The organism is Paenibacillus sp. QJM3NY_38 (genome assembly GCF_056173265.1).
The window spans coordinates 1,835,001-1,853,194 of sequence record NZ_CM149665.1; the positions used below are offsets into that span (position 1 = coordinate 1,835,001).

An 18,194-nucleotide genomic window follows, 5' to 3' on the forward strand; every position below is an offset into this window, starting at 1 on the left:
CGCCGAAAGCCCAAGGTTTCCTGAGGAAGGCTCGTCCGCTCAGGGTAAGTCGGGACCTAAGGTGAGGCCGAAAGGCGTAATCGAAGGACAACAGGTTGAAATTCCTGTACCACCGTAAACCGTTATGAACGATGGGGTGACGCAGGAGGGTAGTGACGCGGACTGATGGATGTCCGTCCAAGCAGTGAGGCTGATGTGTAGGCAAATCCGCACATCGATAAGGCTGGGCTGTGATGGGGAGTGAAAATTATAGTAGCGAAGGTCATGATCTCACACTGCCAAGAAAAGCCTCTAGTCAGGTGAAGGTGCCCGTACCGCAAACCGACACAGGTAGGCGAGAAGAGAATTCTAAGGCGCGCGGAAGAACTCTCGTTAAGGAACTCGGCAAAATGACCCCGTAACTTCGGGAGAAGGGGTGCCTCGGTAGGGTGAATAGCCCGAGGGGGCCGCAGTGAAAAGGCCCAAGCGACTGTTTAGCAAAAACACAGGTCTGTGCGAAGCCGTAAGGCGAAGTATACGGGCTGACGCCTGCCCGGTGCTGGAAGGTTAAGGGGAGCGGTTAGGGAGTAATCCCGAAGCTGTGAACCGAAGCCCCAGTAAACGGCGGCCGTAACTATAACGGTCCTAAGGTAGCGAAATTCCTTGTCAGGTAAATTCTGACCCGCACGAATGGCGTAACGACTTGGGCGCTGTCTCAACGAGAGATCCGGTGAAATTTTAATACCTGTGAAGATGCAGGTTACCCGCGACAAGACGGAAAGACCCCATGGAGCTTTACTGCAGCTTGATATTGGATTTGGGTACGATCTGTACAGGATAGGTGGGAGCCTTAGAAGCATGAGCGCCAGCTTGTGTGGAGGCGACGTTGGGATACCACCCTGATCGTATCTAGGTTCTAACCTGGTACCGTGATCCGGTACGGGGACAGTGTCAGGCGGGCAGTTTGACTGGGGCGGTCGCCTCCTAAAGAGTAACGGAGGCGCCCCAAGGTTCCCTCAGAATGGTTGGAAATCATTCGAAGAGTGCAAAGGCATAAGGGAGCTTGACTGCGAGACCTACAAGTCGAGCAGGGACGAAAGTCGGGCTTAGTGATCCGGTGGTACCGCATGGAAGGGCCATCGCTCAACGGATAAAAGCTACCCTGGGGATAACAGGCTTATCTCCCCCAAGAGTCCACATCGACGGGGAGGTTTGGCACCTCGATGTCGGCTCATCGCATCCTGGGGCTGAAGTAGGTCCCAAGGGTTGGGCTGTTCGCCCATTAAAGCGGTACGCGAGCTGGGTTCAGAACGTCGTGAGACAGTTCGGTCCCTATCTGTCGTGGGCGTAGGAAATTTGAGAGGAGCTGTCCTTAGTACGAGAGGACCGGGATGGACGTACCGCTGGTGCACCAGTTGTTCCGCCAGGAGCATGGCTGGGTAGCTACGTACGGACGGGATAAGCGCTGAAAGCATCTAAGCGTGAAGCCCCCCTCAAGATGAGATTTCCCAACTAGTAAGACCCCTTGAAGACGACGAGGTAGATAGGTTGGAGGTGGAAGTGCAGCAATGCATGGAGCTGACCAATACTAATCGGTCGAGGGCTTATCCAAATTACCCCAAAAAGTGAAGCGAAGCTTTGAAGCAACGCCGAATACTTTCCGGGGACCCCGATACCACATCGGGTAATGCTACGGATTCTAATCAACGCAAATTTCGTTTCGTATCTAGTTTTCAGGTGATCAAAACTGAATTGTAAGTGTACAAGCTATACTTTCATGGAGGATGATCACGGCATTTGGCGATGCCGGATCCTGAATATACGTTTGGTGGCGATAGCGGAAGGGTTCCACGCGTACCCATACCGAACACGACCGTTAAGCCTTCCAGCGCCGATGGTACTTGGACCGAAGGGTCCCGGGAGAGTAGGACGTCGCCAAGCGGATACATATTCCCTGATAGCTCAGTTGGTAGAGCACTCGACTGTTAATCGAGTTGTCACAGGTTCGAGTCCTGTTCGGGGAGCCACTTATGGAGAGGTGTCCGAGTTGGCCGAAGGAGCACGATTGGAAATCGTGTAGGCGCCAAAAGCGTCTCGAGGGTTCGAATCCCTCTCTCTCCGCCAGCAAGGACTTCATATATGGCCCGTTGGTCAAGGGGTTAAGACACCTCCCTTTCACGGAGGTAACAGGGGTTCGAATCCCCTACGGGTCACCACTTTCTTAATTGCATCAAGGGATGAGAATCCCGCCGGTTCGTCGGAGGATAACTTCGTAAGCATTGACTTCGCAGTCTCGAACGAAGTGAGAGTATCCCCTACGGGTCACCACTTTCTTAATTGCTTCAGGAGAAGCGTTTAATTAAGTAGCAACAAACCAGACGGAGGCTTAGCTCAGCTGGGAGAGCATCTGCCTTACAAGCAGAGGGTCGGGGGTTCGATCCCCTCAGCCTCCACCATGATTTATCCCCAAATAGTGAAGCACATGCTTCGCAGGTAATTCCGATTACTTTTCGGGGACCCCATATAAGCAACCTTTTTAATGACGCGGGGTGGAGCAGTTCGGTAGCTCGTCGGGCTCATAACCCGAAGGTCGTAGGTTCAAATCCTGCCCCCGCAACCAATTTATATCGCGATAGCGATAATGCCTCGTGGAACTGTGGTGTAGAGGCCTAACATGCCTGCCTGTCACGCAGGAGATCGCGGGTTCGAATCCCGTCAGTTCCGCCATTTTTATAAGCTTCAGGGATGAGAATCCATCATGGGTTCGTTGAAGCTGCATCTTCGTTAGTATAGACTTCGCAGTCTCGAACGAAGAGAGAGTATCCCGTCAGTTCCGCCATTTACTCTTAGTAATAAGAGCCATTAGCTCAGTTGGTAGAGCACCTGACTTTTAATCAGGGTGTCGAAGGTTCGAGTCCTTCATGGCTCACCATCTTTACCAAGAGAGCATAAGACGGAATACATATTACATTGCGGACGTGGCTCAGCGGTAGAGCATCGCCTTGCCAAGGCGAGGGTCGCGGGTTCGATTCCCGTCGTCCGCTCCATTTTGCGCCCTTAGCTCAGCTGGATAGAGCGTTTGACTACGAATCAAAAGGTCGGGAGTTCGAATCTCTCAGGGCGTGCCATTTTTTAAATAATTACTTAACTCATTATGAAATTTCATTGTGCCGGTGTGGCGGAATTGGCAGACGCGCGCGACTCAAAATCGTGAGGGAAACCGTGGGGGTTCGAGTCCCTTCACCGGCATTAAATAACGGGATGTAGCTCAGCTTGGTAGAGCACCTGGTTTGGGACCAGGGGGTCGCATGTTCAAATCGTGTCATCCCGATTCGATCGAAAGACTGCTTTCAGTGCAACTGAAGGCGGTCTTTCTTTGTTATGGATTGAAAATGAGGCTGATGGCAAAAGCGGAACTGAATAATTTGGCAGCTTCCCGGTCACAATATGAAAAACATTGAATAGAAGGGGATAACCTTGAGTGTTTTTCATTTCTTTAAGAAGCTGTTCAGAAAACGCTGGAGACGCTGGAGACGCGCGATTTGGTCCTGTGCGATCCTATTGATCGCAGGTATCATGATATGGTCAGGCCAGAATATAAAGGATCAGATGAATAAGCTGCTCACTGCTGCATCCGACGATACGCCACTGGCCGTAGAAACGATGCATTACTTGCAGATCGAGGATGATAAGTTGGAAGAGCGCCGGCAGGATCAGAGGGAATTCATGCAAAAGCTGAATACCTCGAAGGGAAAGAAGCATGTTCATGTTCGGATCACCTATGTATGTGGCATCGAAGAGCAGGATATGGGAAAGCTTACGGCGGATGGCATTTATGAACTGATGAATAAAAATCCTTTATGGCAGGGACGATTGGATAACAAGGGTGAAGTCTGGCTGGAGCAAACCGTATCCGACCTTTCACCCACCTGTAAGAGGCAAGCCTATATGAGCATTGATTCCAACGGAAACTTAACCTTGTTCGATGGACCACCGGAGGAAGAAAAAGTGATGCGGACCTTCTTTCAGCTGGATGTCGGTTCGATGGAGTCGTCTTTGCCTAGAGATGTGATTCAGCAGCTTGAGGAAGGGATTCGAATTCAAGATATGGAAGAGTATAACAGTGTTCTGTCAACCTTTAGCGACTATGCCCGGGATATGGCTGAAAATGTCATGAACCCGACCCCATAGGACCTCCCGGCCTTGTCGCTTGGTGACCGAAAATGGTGCTGCCCGGAAATTTCCCGGGCAGTTTTTTGCGTTGGACAGGTATGTTAGCGGTCTCAATATAGAGGATACGTAACCGGTGCTTAAAGGATCAAAGTTTTTCCTCAATAGTGGTCGATCTTTTGTTATAATGAGAGAACGATACATATGTTCGCTTCATCAGAGGAGAGATTGGTTTGCGCATTTTAGGGATCGACCCCGGGATTGCGATTGTAGGTTTCGGGTTTGTAGATAAGGTTGGAAGTAAAGTCACGCCGGTACAGTATGGCTGTATCCAGACGGAAGCCCATACTCCGGATGAAGAGAGGCTGCACCACGTCTACGAGGGCATGGGGCAGCTTATTGATAAATATGAGCCTGAGGCCGTTGCTTTCGAGAAGTTATTTTTCAACCGGAATGTAACCACGGCGATGTCCGTATCCCAGGCCAGAGGGGTGCTCATCCTGGCTGCAGTCCAGCGCGGGCTCCCAATTGCGGAATATACGCCGATGCAGGTGAAGCAGGCGATTGTCGGCTATGGCAAGGCCGAGAAGAAACAGGTACAGGAGATGGTCAGGATGTTCCTGAAGCTGCAGAGCATTCCCAAACCTGACGATGTGGCGGATGCACTGGCTGTAGCGATCTGTCACGCCCATTCCTATACACTGAATTCCAAGTTAAATGAGGTATTGCGAAAATGATCGATTTTTTACGGGGACAGGTTGTCCACTTAGAGAGTGAATATATTGTATTGGATGTTCAAGGAGTAGGGTATCGGGTATTCTGCCCGAATCCGTATGCTTTTGCCAAAACCGACGGAACTATTACGGTGTTTACCCATCATCATGTCCGTGAGGATGCCATCCTGCTGTTTGGATTTCCGACGCGGGAGGAACAGAAGCTGTTCCGTAAACTGATTGAAGTCTCGGGAATCGGCCCGCGTGTGGCGCTCGGCATATTGGGCGGGGGATCTCCGGACCATGTGGTTTCCGCGATCTACCAAGAGAATGTATCCTTCTTGATCAAGCTTCCGGGAATCGGTAAGAAAACAGCGCAGCGCATGATTCTGGATCTGAAGGACAAGCTCGAGGGATTCGGAAATGCGAGCATGATGACCGGTCTGTTTGCCATTCAGGAGCCTGAACCGGAAGCTGACGGCTCGGCGTGGTCTGAGGCACGTGAAGGACTGAAGGCTCTTGGTTATACGGATAGCGAGCTGGATAAGGTCTGGCTTAAGATTAAGGATTCTGCCGCAAGCGGTGAATCCGTTGACGTGCTGATGAAACGGGCACTGCAGCAGCTATACGCCGGCTAGAGGATCGCTGCAGGAGAGGAGTTTAATAGATGGATGATCGAATTATTTCCGCCAATCTGATGATGGACGAGCAGGCTGTCGAGCTTAGTCTTCGTCCACGTTATTTGGCTGAATATATAGGACAGAATCAAGTTAAGGAAAATCTCAAGGTATATATCGAAGCGGCAAAAATGCGTAACGAAGCGCTTGACCATGTGTTGTTGTACGGACCTCCAGGACTCGGAAAAACGACGCTGGCGAATATTATCGCCAACGAGCTTGGCGTTAATCTCCGTACGACTTCCGGTCCGGCCATTGAGCGTCCGGGAGATCTGGCTGCGCTTCTCACCAATCTGCAGGAAGGAGACGTCCTGTTTATTGACGAGATCCATCGCCTGCACCGGACGGTAGAGGAAGTGATGTATCCGGCGATGGAGGATTTTGCGCTGGATATTATGATCGGCAAAGGGCCAAGCGCACGCTCGGTTCGTCTAGATCTGCCACCGTTCACCTTAATTGGCGCCACCACCCGGGCTGGATTGCTCTCAGCGCCACTAAGGGACCGTTTTGGCGTGGTAAGCCGTCTGGAATTCTATACGGTCGACGAGTTGAGTTACATTGTGTCGCGCAACGCCGATCTTTTAGGGATCGAGATATTAGGAGAGGCAGCAGAAGAGATTGCCCTGAGATCGCGCGGGACGCCACGCATAGCCAACCGACTCTTGAAAAGGGTGCGTGATTACGCCCAGGTTCGAGGAGATGGCATGATCACGCCTAGCATCGCTCAGGAAGCGTTGAAGATGCTGCAGATCGATCCGATGGGTCTGGACTTTATCGATCATAAAATGCTGAATGCCATGATCAAAAGCTTCCGCGGGGGACCAGTAGGTCTGGATACCATTGCGGCAACCATTGGAGAAGAAAGCCAAACCATTGAAGATGTTTATGAACCGTATCTCTTACAGATCGGTTTCTTGCAGCGTACACCCCGCGGACGAGTTGTAACGCCCACAGCTTATCAACATTTAGGCATTCCCTTCCCTGAGGATCGTCATTAAATTATAGAATCAATACATTTCATACCAAATCCTAATAGCTACAGGAGGAAATACGTAAATGGATAGGAACTGGACGAAATCATTATTCGGTTGGACCACCAAAGGACTCTTGTCACTGGCTGTTGCCGGAACCTTATGGAGCGCGCCTGCGGTACATGCGGCCGCTCCTTCATTAGATACGATTCGTGTTGCGATGTTCCTGGATCTGGGAAGCCAGTATAAATCAACAACCAATGCCGTAACACTGAAATCCGCTGAGGCTCTGACGGCATCGCTGCTTGCATCCGGTGCACAGCAGGCTTTGATAAACATCCCAGCAAACCAGCAGGTCCGAATGAGTGTGGATACATACCGCGTTAAGGTGCTTGAGACCACGGATTGGAAAACGGCTTCGGAAGCAGCAAAAAAACTGCAAGCGACGAATGACAAACCGTTGCTGTTTGCGGACGGCAATGTTTACAAACTATATGCAGGTATGTACGGAACAGAGAAAGCGGCCTTGGACGGGGCTGCCCGAACGGCAAAGACGGCGGCTGCTCATCTGAATGGTCAAACTCCTTCGGTTAAAGGCGGGCTGCATCTGACAGCAGGATCGTACGGATCGGAGGCTGAAGCCGAGTCTGTGCGTAAGACGTATGTGGATGCCGGCATGGATGCTTTTAATGTTGTGGTGCCTAGCGGAGGTGCATCCGCTTATGAGGTGTGGGTCGGCGAGGCAGCCAACACAGCCGATCTGGCTGTGCTCAAACAGGAAGCTTCTATACTATCCGGCTCCCTCGTTGAACAGAATGCGTCAGCTCCGGGTCTGATTATGAGACGAGATGTAAGTCTGAACCTGGCGACTCCTCAAGCGACACAGCATTATATGTTGTCGGGGGGGCAGTCCGTATTGCGTCTAGAAGGGACTTCAGGCGCCGGAACGAATGTGAAGGAACGATCGGATCGTTCGTATCGAGGCGCTTTGGAGATCGGACAAAAGAACGGTCAATTGTATCTTGTCAATGAGCTCCCGTTCCAGCAGTACCTGTATTCCGTCGTTGGAGCCGAGGTGCCGTCTACTTGGGGGGCTGAAGCACTGAAAGCACAGGCTGTGGCAGCGCGCAGCTATGCGCTCTTCCAAGGTAATAAGTTCGAAGTAGCTCATGTCGTGGACACAACGTTAAGCCAGGCTTATTACGGGACCGCCTATGAGTATCCGAGCATTATTCAAGCAGTGGATGCAACCGACGGCGAAGTTGTCATGAAGGACGGCAAAATTGTGGAAACGGTCTTTTCTTCCAATAGCGGAGGAATGACGGCAGATTCCACTGAGGTGTGGGGTAACCGTAACGATCTGTTTGCTGCGGTGGAAAGCCCTGGAGACTCCTCGTCCCAGGCGGCGCTGAAATCCTGGTATCATGTACTTCTTCCGAGTGGTGTTACAGGTTATGTACGTGAGGACAATGTGAAGGAAACCGGAAACAAAACATCGGCAGGGCTCCTGTATATGACGGTTACCGCCAAGGATACGAACGTACGTCCACTCCCATTGATCCAATCGAATGTTGAGCCTGTAGGCAAGATGAATCCGGGCGAAACGGCTGTCGTCCTGGAGAAAGTGGCGGAATCCAACAGCTATGATTGGGCTCGCGGCCCCTATACTTCGGATCAATTGCTCGCCTCTCTAAAAGGAAAAACCTCCAATAGCCTGCCTGCTACCATTACTTCGCTGGATGTAACGGAGCGAGGCCCGTCCGGACGTGCCCTTGCGGTTAAAGCCAACGGTCAAGTGCTGGACGTGAAATATCCGGATATGTTCCGCTCGGCTTTTAACGGTCTGCCAAGCACATTGTTTGATATTGAATCAACCGGAAGTTATACTGTATTGAGCGCGAATGGTGCGGTATCAACGGTATCAAGCGGCCAATCGGTGTCCGTCATCTCAGGGAGCGGCAACGGAAATGTCAAAGGTTCCGGTACCGTTGTGATGAATGGAACGGGGAAAGCACGCGTGATTGAAAGCTCTCCCGGCTTTAAATTTACCGGTAAAGGCTTTGGTCATGGACTGGGCATGTCTCAATGGGGTGCCAAGGGAATGGCAGACGAAGGGTATGATTACAAGCAGATACTCCAACACTATTACCGCAACACGACTATTACGAAGGACTGACCGACATGAATGTGGATTTGTATGATTTTGAATTACCCGAACATTTAATTGCGCAGACACCGCTGCTGGATCGAAGTTCCTCCAGGCTCCTCACGCTGGATAAACAGAGCGGAGATATACGCCATCAAACGTTTGCGGACATCATAGACTACCTGAATCCGGGAGATACGCTTGTATTAAACGATACCAAGGTAATCCCGGCCCGATTATTCGGTGCAAAGGAAGACACCGGTGCGAAGGCAGAGGTCCTTCTGCTGAAGAATATGGGGCAAGACCGGTGGGAAGCACTTGTAAAACCTGGCAAGAAGCTGAAAAAAGGAAACGTCATTTCCTTTGGCGACGGAAAATTAAAAGCGGTCATCGAGGAAGAAGGAGAGATGGGTGCCCGCACCTTATCCTTCTCGTATAAGGGAATTTTCCAAGAAATCCTCGATGAACTGGGGCAAATGCCACTCCCGCCATATATTAAGGAAAAGCTGGATGACCGCGATCGTTATCAGACCGTATATGCGAAGCATGAAGGATCCGCGGCTGCACCGACGGCTGGCCTGCACTTCACGGAAGCTCTCCTGGAACAGATCCAGGCCAAGGGAGTGGACATCGCCTTCATTACCCTGCACGTCGGACTGGGGACATTTCGTCCGATGTCCGTGGATCAGGTTGAGGATCATGTCATGCATGAAGAGTACTATTCCCTCTCCCAGGAAACCGCTGAGCTGCTGAATGAGACGAAACGGCGCGGCGGCCGGGTTATCGCTGTAGGAACCACCTCTTGCAGAACGCTGGAGACGGTTGGATCGGAGCGAAACGGCGAGCCTCTTCGCGAAAGCAGCGGCTGGACGAGCATTTTCATATATCCCGGTTATGCTTTTACCGTCGTGGATGCGCTGATCACGAATTTTCATCTGCCGAAATCCACGTTGGTGATGCTGGTCAGTGCGCTGGCCGGTCGCGAACACATTATGAAAGCGTACAAGGAGGCTGTTGAGAAGGAATACCGGTTCTTCAGCTTTGGCGACGCGATGTTTATCTATTAATTCGGAGGTTGGTTATCACAATGGCAGCAGCTGTTACTTATGAACATATTAAAACGTGCAAACAATCAGGCGCCAGGCTCGGCAGAGTGCACACCCCGCACGGCGTGATCGATACGCCGACATTCATGCCTGTCGGAACATTGGCAACCGTAAAAACCATGAGCCCGGAAGAGTTAAAAGCCATGGATGCCCATATTATTTTGAGCAACACCTATCACCTCTTCCTGCGTCCTGGACATGATATTGTGAAAGAAGCGGGCGGACTGCACAAATTCATGAACTGGGACCGTCCGATCCTGACCGATAGCGGTGGCTTCCAGGTATTCAGCTTGGCAGAAATGAGAAAAATATCGGAAGAAGGCGTACATTTCCGTTCCCACTTGAACGGAGATAAACTGTTTATCTCCCCGGAAGTTGCGATGGAGATTCAGAACGCGCTCGGATCTGATATTATGATGGCTTTTGATGAATGCCCGCCTTATCCTGCGGAGTATGAATACGTTAAACAATCCACCGAGCGGACCTCTCGCTGGGCTGAACGCTGCCTGAAGAGTCATGCCAGACCGGAAGACCAGGCCCTATTCGCCATCGTTCAGGGAGGCATGCATGAGGATCTGCGCCGTCAGAGCGCCCGTGATTTGACTTCCATGGATTTCCCGGGTTATGCTATTGGTGGACTTAGTGTGGGAGAATCGAAGCAGCTTATGTATGAAGTGCTGGATTACACGGTGCCCCTGCTGCCGAACAATAAGCCTCGCTATTTGATGGGAGTCGGATCACCCGATGCGTTGATTGAGGGCTCGATTCGTGGTGTGGATATGTTCGATTGCGTGCTTCCGACGCGGATCGCTCGCAACGGGACAACGATGACAAGTCAAGGCCGTCTTGTCGTTCGAAATGCTCAATATGCCAGGGATTACGGACCGCTGGATCCGGAATGCGACTGCTACACTTGCCGTAACTACTCGCGTGCTTATCTGCGTCACCTGATCAAGAGTGATGAAACGTTTGGACTAAGATTGACGACGTATCATAACCTGCATTTCTTGATTAATTTGATGCGAAATGTGCGTCAGAGTATTATGGAAGATCGTCTGCTTGACTTCCGCGATGAGTTTTTTGATAAGTACGGCCTACACGATAATGAAAAAGGGTTCTAAAGCAAGATCATGGCCATCATGATAAGTTTGTGAAAGGGGGGAAAGAAATGTTTGGAACTTCATTTGATCTCGCAGCAGGACAGACTCAAGGCGGCGGAGGCATTTTGGGATTGATTTTGCCGTTCGTGCTGATGTTTGTCATCTTTTATTTTCTGCTTATTCGTCCACAGCAGAAGAAACAGAAGACCAGAAATGCCATGCTTAGCGCCTTGTCCAAGGGCGACAAAGTGGTAACGATCGGAGGTCTTCACGGCACGATTGTGGAGATTACCGACGACATTGTGGTCTTGAAAGTGAACGATGTAACGAAGTTAACGTTCGACCGTAACTCGATAAGCCATAGTGTGAATGCGGATGCATAATGACGTATCACATACATATGGAATGTAATCGTTAAAGCAAAGGCCGACTCCCTCATGGGAGCCGGCCTTTGTTTTTTATATGAGCGTGAAGAATGGGAAGCAGAAGTCCTTAAGTAATGGAGAGCATTTGAGCCAGCGTTATTTTTTCAAATTGACCCCGAACATCCCCCCGATGGCGCCGCCAGCAAATACCGTGGCAATCAGCGTCAAATCTCCGAGAGATAAGGAGCTATCCAAAGCAAGAAAACCGATGACGAGCAGTGTAACGCCGTATACCAGCCCTGTCAGGCAGCCGTAATACCAACCTTTGTTTCCTGCGCGCTTGCCGCTCACACAACCCCCGATAAAGGCGGAGACGGCATGTACAAGAAACGTGTAGAACGATAAATCATCTTCGGCCAGCCCGCTGCCCCATAGAAGCAGGGATAATACCAACGCGCCAAGAAACATCCAGAAAAAAGAATACAATAGTCCTGAAAGAATCGGATTGGTGATCCTGAAAGTGAAGACTCGCCGGATCGGTTCCATGAATCATCCCCCTTAACAAATCTTGATCATTAAATTGTATGGCCAAGCCTGTACATATAGTACAAACTGAATATTTTGCTGACGGATTAACATGATTTCCATTAATTAATCTGTTGTAATCGAATGGGAACAGCAGTAGCAGGCCAGAATAGCTGTACATGAGAATGTTCGATAAGCTAGGAGGGATTGATTATGTCTCATATGACTATTCTGATTCTGCGGACCATTCTGATGTATGTGGTCATCTTTGTCACCATGAGAATCATGGGCAAACGGGAAATTGGAAAGCTGTCCATCTTCGATTTGGTCATATCCATCATGATTGCAGAGATCGCCGTTTTTGTTCTTGAAGATATCAAAAAGCCGATTTGGGAGGGACTTGCTCCTATCGCCGTTTTGGTTGCCATTCAGGTAGGACTTGCTTATATCGGCTTAAAAAATCGAAATATACGGCTATTTGCTGACGGAAAGCCGAGCGTGTTGGTGTCCCGGGGCAGACTCCATCGCAAAGAGATGGCAAGGCTTCGCTATAATTTGGATGATCTGATGCAGCAGCTGAGGGGCAAAGACATTGACAGCCTCGCGGACGTCGAATTTGCGATACTCGAAACATCCGGCCAGCTTACCGTGATTCCGGAGGATACGGACAGCAGCTCCGACAGCAGTTCGAATAGCTCTTCAAGTTCATCCAACACCTCAGGCGCCACCAACTCTTCATCCACTTCATCTCAATTCGAAAAAGAAAACCCTACAGTCGTAGATATTCCTTACGATAAAATTACGTATGAAGGACTGCCCATACCGCTTATATTGGATGGAAAGGTGCAGGACGAGAACCTTGAATTAATTCATAAAACGCGGTTCTGGCTTAAGAACGAGATCCAGAATTTCGGTGCTAAGGATTTTAAGGATATTTTTCTATGCTCTATTGACCATAAAGGCCGGATTTACATTGACCGTAAAGACAGAATCTAACGGCGGCTAAATTTATTGAACCAGGCACCGATGACAGGCACTCGCTCCAAATCTCGTGGTGTTACCAGCTTGGTCATAAAAATCATGATGAAATAAACCAGAATACCAGCTGCGATGGAGGTCCAAAATTGCAACCATGGCGCGGCCGAAAACGGAAGATGTTTGTACCCATAGAGAACGCAGGCACCCATAATGATCATAACTGCCCCGATTTTGACATAATCCAGCAGGCGGAATCGAAAGCCGATCAGCCTCGATAGGCTGAAACCGTGGAGTATTGTAACTGCAATGCTGTTTACGATAATGGCAATGACGGCTCCTTTTATGCCAAAGGCGGGATTGGATGCCAAATACACAATGAGGCTCATTTTGATGATCGCCCCGAATAACGTATTCAGTAATGCCCGGCCTGGACGGTCCAGTGCTTGCAAGGCAGCTTGAAGCGGGGACTGCACATACAGGAACAAGGCAAACGGCGCCATGATTTTGAGCATATCGCTAATCTCCGCGTTGTTGTACAGGAGCAGACATAATGGTTCAGCCAGGACAAACATAATGATGGCGAACGGAGCTCCCGAGACAAGCGCTAGCCGAAGGGATTGATTCATCCGTTTATGAATCGTAGACCGGTCATTACGGGCGGCTGCTTCCGAGAGTGAAGGTACCAGAGAGATGGCCAGGGAAACCGTCAGTGCACCGGGCAGCAGCAGGAGCGGGATGATCATCCCTTGCAGGGCACCGTACTGGGCTGTGGCTACGGATGTCGCTATACCTGCCATAGCCAGGCTGCGATTGGTCAGAATCGTCTCCAGCAGGTAGGAGAAGGACCCTACCATCTTGCCCCCCGTAACAGGCAATGCAATGCCGAGTAAACGTTTCAAAATGCCTTGATTCGTCGGGGGGGCTTCGTCTGCTTTTTTTTCGGATACAGCTTCTTGGGGCTTGGGTAAAAGTTTACTCGTTCGCCGTCCCTCGCCGGAGTATTGCAGCAGCAGTGCGATCATGCCAATCAATTCTCCTACGGCTGTTCCGAGCATGGCGCCCGCTGCCCCATAAGCAATGCCTTTGGGCATCAAGAGATGTGCAAACCACAGCATGCAAATAATGCGGACAATGGTCTCGATCACGGAGGAGCTTGCGGAGGGAATCATGTTCTGTTTGCCCTGGAAATATCCGCGGTAGACTGACGAAACGGCAATGATGATCATCATGGGCGTCATACTGATAAAGGTCTGGTATACACGCTCGTCCGGCAAAAGCACGCCGGTTACCCAAGGGGCAAGGAGCAGACTGAGTCCCATAAAGAGGGTGCCTGCTGTAAGCGTCAGCATTAGACTGACATGCAGAATTTTTTGGGAAGCATCCCGCTTCCCGGCGCCTTCCGCTTCGGCAACCATTTTGGCAATGGCCAGCGGAATTCCGCCGGTAATGATGGTCACGAGCACAATAAAGAAGGGGTAGCCCAGTTGGTAAATTCCGACACCCTCGGGTCCAATGATCCGGGGGAGGGCGATCCGGGGGATAAAACCGAGTAGGCGGTTTAATATGCCGGCTGCAAGTAAAATCAGCGTTCCTTTAATAAATGATTGCTTGTTCACTGTCCATCCCACTCCCTGGTTAAGACTGAATACGATGACACGACATGGCTATTCTTATGGATATGCCCTACCTGTCCCATCTGATGACTTTACTTTTTTTTCAGGACATGGTAGGAATAGAAGGAAAGCAATGTATCATGTCGAATGTAACTTAGGGACAACAGGGAGTCAGTGAGGAGGCCATATTGCATGGAACTCGAGCAAATGAGCGAGGAAGAATTGATGAGCACCATTGAAATGGTATGCTTGAGCAAGGTTGAGGAAATGCATTTGATTGGGTACGAATATGTGACTAGCGACGATATTTGGAACTGTGTCAGCAGCAAGTATGAAAAGGAAGGCGTTCCCTCCCTCCATAAACTGGTCAATGACATTCTGTCCTTGAAGGCGACAGCGTTGATGAACTATATGACAATATCAGCATATAAGGGATCTTCTTTCGATTAATCGAAGAGGTCCCTTTTGCCTTGCGGATATAAGGGTTCATTCATAAGCCGACAAATTTTGATAAATTGACTGGGTTTTATGACATCGCTATAATAGGAATATTGAGTAAAAAGGGGGAACAAAGGACGGCATGAAGAGAATTATCAGTTTCGTCGGAACCGTACTCGTGATCACTGTATTAATGGCCGTTACAACTCCGGGCTTGCTGAAAGACGTCCGTCTAGGTTTGGATCTTAAGGGTGGATTCGAAATCCTTTATGAAGCGGAGCCTTTGATGGAAGGGCAGCAAGTCACAAAAGAAGCACTGCAGGAAACCGCAAAGAGTTTGCAAAAGCGTGCGGATGCAATGGGAACATCAGAACCTGAGGTTACGCCGGAAGGAACGAACCGGATTCGCTTAAAGGTGGCAGGCGTAACGGATGAGGCTGAAGTTCGAAAAACAATGAAAGAACCTGCAAACCTCACATTCCGAAGCAATGACGGCTGCAAAGAAGGCGAGGAGTTCTGTAAAATTGAGCTCCGCGGCGACGATTTCGTCGAGAACGGCGCATCGGTTGCCTATGATCAGCTTAATCAGCCTATGATAGATATTAAAGTGAAGGACAAAGGGAAGTTTGCTGAAATTACAGAACGTCTTCTCGGTCAAGAGCTGGCTATCTTCATGGACGACCAATTGCTGTCAGCTCCGACGGTACGAGCCGTATTAACGGACGGTACCGCTCAAATTACGGGGAATTATTCGCTGGATGAAGCAAAGCAGATCCGGGATACGATTAATCTCGGCGCCCTGCCGCTGAAACTGGTTGAGAAATATTCGCAGAGCGTAGGGGCTACGCTTGGCATGCAATCTCTTACAAAGACTTTACAAGCCGGTCTGATCGCTTCTGTTGCGATCCTGCTATTCATGATTATCAGATATCGTGTACCGGGCTTGCTGGCAAGCTTTGCACTTATTTTGCATACATGGCTTCTGATCCTTATTTTCGTATGGGCTGACTTTACGCTGACGCTTCCAGGTATTGCGGCATTTATTTTAGGTATTGGTATGGCGGTTGATGCCAATATCATCACCTATGAGCGCATTCGGGAAGAGATCAGAACTGGCAAGAGTGTTCCATCCGCGGTGAAAGCAGGCGGTAAGTCATCCCTGCGAGCTATTATGGACTCCAACTTGACGACGATACTCGTTGCCGCTGTCATGTTCGGATTTGGTACTGGCGCGGTCAAAGGTTTTGCGCTTGTATTGATTCTGGAGATCATCGTGAGTATTGCCACGAACGTTTATTTCTCCCGTTTCTTGCTCAATCTGCTTGTGAATATTGGTTGGGCCCGCAAACCGAGCCAATATGGCGTAAAGGAGCGTGACATTCGTGAGCTTTAAGAACTTCGATTTCGTAGGCAAAAGCAGGTTTTTCTATATACTGTCCATTGCAATTACGATTCTGGGCTTGGTATTCCTCTTGACTCGTGGTCTTAACTACGGCGTTGATTTCCAATCCGGCTCGAACGTGGACATTTCCCTCTCCAAAACGCTGACTACGGAGCAGATTGATACCGTGTTAGAAGAGGCGGGAATCGGTGAAGATGCGAGCATTACACCTGGTAATGACCGCGTGAATATCCGATTCAGAGAGGTGCTGACCGAGGATCAGGATATGAAGATGCGTACCGGCATCGAGAAGCTGGATGAAAAGGCTACTTTCGAGGTCAACACGGTGGACCCCGAAATGGCAAAAGAGCTGGGCCGAAACGCAATTTATGCCGTATTGATCTCCTGTATCGGAATTATCATCTATGTCAGCATCCGCTTTGAATGGCGCTTTGCGATAGCAGCCATCGTAGCCCTGCTGCATGATGCGTTTGTGGTTATCAGTATTTTCTCTATCCTCGGTCTTGAGGTAGACCTGACATTCATTATTGCCGTTCTGACGATTATCGGTTACTCAATTAACGATACGATCGTCATCTTTGACCGGATCAGGGAAAATCTAAGGTTTGCCAAGATCAAGCGGTACTCGGATCTTAAGGATCTGGTAAACAAAAGCTTATCTCAGACACTCGGCCGTTCGATATATACGGCACTATCCGTGTTTATTGCAGCGTTCTTCATACTTCTGCTTGGCGGTGAGTCGATTCAGATGTTCTCGCTGGCGATTTGTATCGGGTTGCTATTCGGCGCGTACTCTTCGATCTTTATCGCGAGTCCGTTGTGGCTCCTCCTTAAAGGGCGCAATGTCAGCAATAAACCAAATTCGCCTAAGCCAAGCAAAGATAAGATTGAAATCTAATTGAGCCGCTGTTGGTGTAACAGTCTAGATAGCAGAGGATCCTATACAAGTGGAAAGCCGCGTCGCTGGCGACGCGGCTTTCTAAAGTTAACAGCGTGATAAGCACAGGATCAATAGTGACATTGAGGGGGGCCTCAAGTGAGCAATGAACGTTTGAATCATACGGAGACTGTCCTTTGGACAGGCATTGTAACGGATTTTGCATTGGCCTTGTGCAAAGGGATCGCCGGTTATTTATCCGGGAGTAAGGCTCTAATCGGAGATGCTCTGCATTCTGCTGCGAATGCCGTAACTTTATTGGTGGACCGTTTGCCAAGCCTCGGTATATTCGGCAATAAAAACTTAATTCGGGACAAACGGAACGTTTCGGGCACAACGGAACCGGTCATCTCGATCCTATTTGCGGTTTTATTGATCATGGGTGGTATTCAAATTGCGGTATCCGCGATCCAAACCATGGCATCAGGCGACCTGGAGCCGCCGACCGAATCGGCATTGCTTGCAGTTTTTATATCACTCGCGGTGAATGAAGCCGTGTTTCAGTACCAATCCCGGCAGATAAAAAGAAACAATGACCCCAGGTACGAGGTGCTGTCCGCTGATCATCGATATACCTTGTACTCTTCGCTAACGGTATTGATCGGCGTGTCACTAGCGATGGGGGGCTCCTACTTCGATTGGACACCCCTGCTCTATATGGATTCGGTTGCGGCTCTGATTGTGGCTTGTCTCGTGATCCGCAAGGGGTATATATTAATCGTTCATTCCGTTTATGGTACCCTCGTGGAAGAGAAGCGGCATGAGCACGAAGCCGAATTCATGGATACGATTCAGCGGGTACATGGCGTGATCACGATCGAGGAACTGAAGGTTCAGGAATACGGGCAGATCCGTCATGTGAATATTGAAGTGAAAATTACCGTGAATCCCCGGACGTCCGTGTTGGAGGCTCAAGAAATTGCCGAGCGTATCCGGAAGCTGTTAACTCATCGTTTTATTCAGGTTACGGATGCCAAGGTTCACGTTGTACCCTATGAACCGGGTTATCCGTATAAATCGAACTTTGACTTGATGGACAACGATATGCCGACACTGCCGCAGTAGCGTCTGGAG

General features: G+C 49.8%; 15 protein-coding genes, 11 tRNA genes and 2 rRNA genes (1 of these 28 only partly in view). 26 read left to right on the forward strand and 2 right to left on the reverse strand.

Translation table 11 applies throughout. The annotated features are described in order from the left end of the window. The 21 genes from AC0VZ8_RS08015 to yajC form a co-directional block, all read left to right on the forward strand. Positions 1-1,591, forward strand: a 23S ribosomal RNA gene (locus tag AC0VZ8_RS08015) (it extends 1,339 nt beyond the left edge of the window). Between the two features lie 212 nt (positions 1,592-1,803). Then, a 5S ribosomal RNA gene (gene rrf, locus AC0VZ8_RS08020) occupies positions 1,804-1,920 on the forward strand. 10 nt (positions 1,921-1,930) lie between these two features. Next, positions 1,931-2,006, forward strand: a tRNA-Asn gene (locus tag AC0VZ8_RS08025). Positions 2,007-2,011: 5 nt separating this feature from the next. After that, positions 2,012-2,103: transfer RNA gene (locus AC0VZ8_RS08030), tRNA-Ser, on the forward strand. 17 nt (positions 2,104-2,120) lie between these two features. Then, positions 2,121-2,195, forward strand: a tRNA-Glu gene (locus tag AC0VZ8_RS08035). Between the two features lie 164 nt (positions 2,196-2,359). After that, positions 2,360-2,435 (forward strand) — tRNA-Val (locus AC0VZ8_RS08040). Positions 2,436-2,522: 87 nt separating this feature from the next. Continuing rightward, positions 2,523-2,599, forward strand: a tRNA-Met gene (locus AC0VZ8_RS08045). 30 nt (positions 2,600-2,629) lie between these two features. After that, a tRNA-Asp gene (locus tag AC0VZ8_RS08050) sits at positions 2,630-2,706 on the forward strand. Between the two features lie 129 nt (positions 2,707-2,835). After that, a tRNA-Lys gene (locus tag AC0VZ8_RS08055) sits at positions 2,836-2,911 on the forward strand. A gap of 40 nt (positions 2,912-2,951) precedes the next feature. Beyond that, positions 2,952-3,026 (forward strand) — tRNA-Gly (locus tag AC0VZ8_RS08060). Positions 3,027-3,030: 4 nt separating this feature from the next. Beyond that, positions 3,031-3,107 (forward strand) — tRNA-Arg (locus tag AC0VZ8_RS08065). A 41-nt stretch (positions 3,108-3,148) separates the two neighbouring features. Beyond that, a tRNA-Leu gene (locus AC0VZ8_RS08070) sits at positions 3,149-3,228 on the forward strand. Between the two features lie 8 nt (positions 3,229-3,236). Then, positions 3,237-3,310 (forward strand) — tRNA-Pro (locus tag AC0VZ8_RS08075). Positions 3,311-3,456: 146 nt separating this feature from the next. Next, positions 3,457-4,170, forward strand: coding sequence for a BofC C-terminal domain-containing protein (locus AC0VZ8_RS08080; RefSeq protein ID WP_071222745.1), 714 nt, complete (start codon positions 3,457-3,459; stop codon positions 4,168-4,170). A 212-nt stretch (positions 4,171-4,382) separates the two neighbouring features. Beyond that, positions 4,383-4,886, forward strand: a complete 504-nt coding sequence (gene ruvC, locus AC0VZ8_RS08085; protein ID WP_071222746.1) for a crossover junction endodeoxyribonuclease RuvC — start codon at positions 4,383-4,385, stop codon at positions 4,884-4,886. Further along, positions 4,883-5,500 carry a Holliday junction branch migration protein RuvA gene (gene ruvA / locus AC0VZ8_RS08090; protein ID WP_260064435.1) on the forward strand — a complete coding sequence of 206 codons (618 nt, stop codon included), beginning with the start codon at positions 4,883-4,885 and terminating at the stop codon, positions 5,498-5,500. The genes ruvC and ruvA overlap by 4 nt, the downstream gene beginning before the upstream one ends. Positions 5,501-5,529: 29 nt before the next feature. Beyond that, positions 5,530-6,537, forward strand: a complete 1,008-nt coding sequence (gene ruvB, locus AC0VZ8_RS08095; protein ID WP_475486582.1) for a Holliday junction branch migration DNA helicase RuvB — start codon at positions 5,530-5,532, stop codon at positions 6,535-6,537. Positions 6,538-6,595: 58 nt separating this feature from the next. Beyond that, positions 6,596-8,686, forward strand: a complete 2,091-nt coding sequence (locus AC0VZ8_RS08100) for a SpoIID/LytB domain-containing protein (protein ID WP_475486583.1) — start codon at positions 6,596-6,598, stop codon at positions 8,684-8,686. A 5-nt stretch (positions 8,687-8,691) separates the two neighbouring features. Beyond that, positions 8,692-9,723: a tRNA preQ1(34) S-adenosylmethionine ribosyltransferase-isomerase QueA gene (queA, locus tag AC0VZ8_RS08105; protein ID WP_071222750.1), complete on the forward strand. Its 1,032-nt coding sequence runs from the start codon at positions 8,692-8,694 to the stop codon at positions 9,721-9,723. A gap of 20 nt (positions 9,724-9,743) precedes the next feature. Next, positions 9,744-10,883 (forward strand): tRNA guanosine(34) transglycosylase Tgt, encoded by a 1,140-nt coding sequence (tgt, locus tag AC0VZ8_RS08110; protein ID WP_071222751.1) that lies wholly within the window; start codon positions 9,744-9,746, stop codon positions 10,881-10,883. Positions 10,884-10,930: 47 nt separating this feature from the next. Continuing rightward, positions 10,931-11,245: a preprotein translocase subunit YajC gene (gene yajC / locus AC0VZ8_RS08115; protein ID WP_071222752.1), complete on the forward strand. Its 315-nt coding sequence runs from the start codon at positions 10,931-10,933 to the stop codon at positions 11,243-11,245. 138 nt (positions 11,246-11,383) lie between these two features. Here yajC and AC0VZ8_RS08120 read toward each other — a convergent pair whose 3' ends face one another. Next, positions 11,384-11,773: a TIGR04086 family membrane protein gene (locus AC0VZ8_RS08120; RefSeq protein ID WP_071222753.1), complete on the reverse strand. Its 390-nt coding sequence runs from the start codon at positions 11,771-11,773 to the stop codon at positions 11,384-11,386. A 192-nt stretch (positions 11,774-11,965) separates the two neighbouring features. On the opposite strand from AC0VZ8_RS08120, the gene AC0VZ8_RS08125 reads away from it, so the two are divergent. Beyond that, entirely contained in the window at positions 11,966-12,748 is a 783-nt protein-coding gene (locus AC0VZ8_RS08125) for a YetF domain-containing protein (RefSeq protein WP_475486584.1), read from the forward strand. On the opposite strand, the gene spoVB is transcribed toward AC0VZ8_RS08125, so the two are convergent. Beyond that, on the reverse strand, positions 12,745-14,346 hold the full coding sequence (gene spoVB, locus AC0VZ8_RS08130; protein WP_071222755.1) for a stage V sporulation protein B: 1,602 nt from the start codon (positions 14,344-14,346) through the stop codon (positions 12,745-12,747). The genes AC0VZ8_RS08125 and spoVB overlap by 4 nt on opposite strands. A 189-nt stretch (positions 14,347-14,535) precedes the next feature. Between spoVB and AC0VZ8_RS08135 the strand changes: the two genes are divergently transcribed. From AC0VZ8_RS08135 to AC0VZ8_RS08150, 4 genes are all read left to right on the forward strand, one after another. Further along, positions 14,536-14,793 (forward strand): post-transcriptional regulator, encoded by a 258-nt coding sequence (locus tag AC0VZ8_RS08135; RefSeq protein WP_006208841.1) that lies wholly within the window; start codon positions 14,536-14,538, stop codon positions 14,791-14,793. A gap of 130 nt (positions 14,794-14,923) precedes the next feature. Continuing rightward, positions 14,924-16,174, forward strand: a complete 1,251-nt coding sequence (gene secD / locus AC0VZ8_RS08140; protein WP_074961948.1) for a protein translocase subunit SecD — start codon at positions 14,924-14,926, stop codon at positions 16,172-16,174. After that, positions 16,164-17,081, forward strand: coding sequence for a protein translocase subunit SecF (gene secF, locus AC0VZ8_RS08145; RefSeq protein WP_074961950.1), 918 nt, complete (start codon positions 16,164-16,166; stop codon positions 17,079-17,081). The genes secD and secF overlap by 11 nt, the downstream gene beginning before the upstream one ends. A gap of 138 nt (positions 17,082-17,219) precedes the next feature. After that, positions 17,220-18,185 (forward strand): cation diffusion facilitator family transporter, encoded by a 966-nt coding sequence (locus tag AC0VZ8_RS08150; protein WP_071222756.1) that lies wholly within the window; start codon positions 17,220-17,222, stop codon positions 18,183-18,185. Positions 18,186-18,194 lie beyond the last annotated feature (9 nt).

Bases quoted from the DNA above. Each gene is read 5' to 3' on its own strand.
- AC0VZ8_RS08125 (WP_475486584.1), top strand. From the start codon at position 11,966: ATGTCTCATATGACTATTCTGATTCTGCGGACCATTCTGATGTATGTG.
- tgt (WP_071222751.1), top strand. From the start codon at position 9,744: ATGGCAGCAGCTGTTACTTATGAACATATTAAAACGTGCAAACAATCA.
- AC0VZ8_RS08135 (WP_006208841.1), top strand. From the start codon at position 14,536: ATGGAACTCGAGCAAATGAGCGAGGAAGAATTGATGAGCACCATTGAA.
- AC0VZ8_RS08120 (WP_071222753.1), bottom strand. From the start codon at position 11,773: ATGGAACCGATCCGGCGAGTCTTCACTTTCAGGATCACCAATCCGATT.
- ruvA (WP_260064435.1), top strand. From the start codon at position 4,883: ATGATCGATTTTTTACGGGGACAGGTTGTCCACTTAGAGAGTGAATAT.
- AC0VZ8_RS08100 (WP_475486583.1), top strand. From the start codon at position 6,596: ATGGATAGGAACTGGACGAAATCATTATTCGGTTGGACCACCAAAGGA.
- yajC (WP_071222752.1), top strand. From the start codon at position 10,931: ATGTTTGGAACTTCATTTGATCTCGCAGCAGGACAGACTCAAGGCGGC.
- ruvB (WP_475486582.1), top strand. From the start codon at position 5,530: ATGGATGATCGAATTATTTCCGCCAATCTGATGATGGACGAGCAGGCT.
- secD (WP_074961948.1), top strand. From the start codon at position 14,924: ATGAAGAGAATTATCAGTTTCGTCGGAACCGTACTCGTGATCACTGTA.
- queA (WP_071222750.1), top strand. From the start codon at position 8,692: ATGAATGTGGATTTGTATGATTTTGAATTACCCGAACATTTAATTGCG.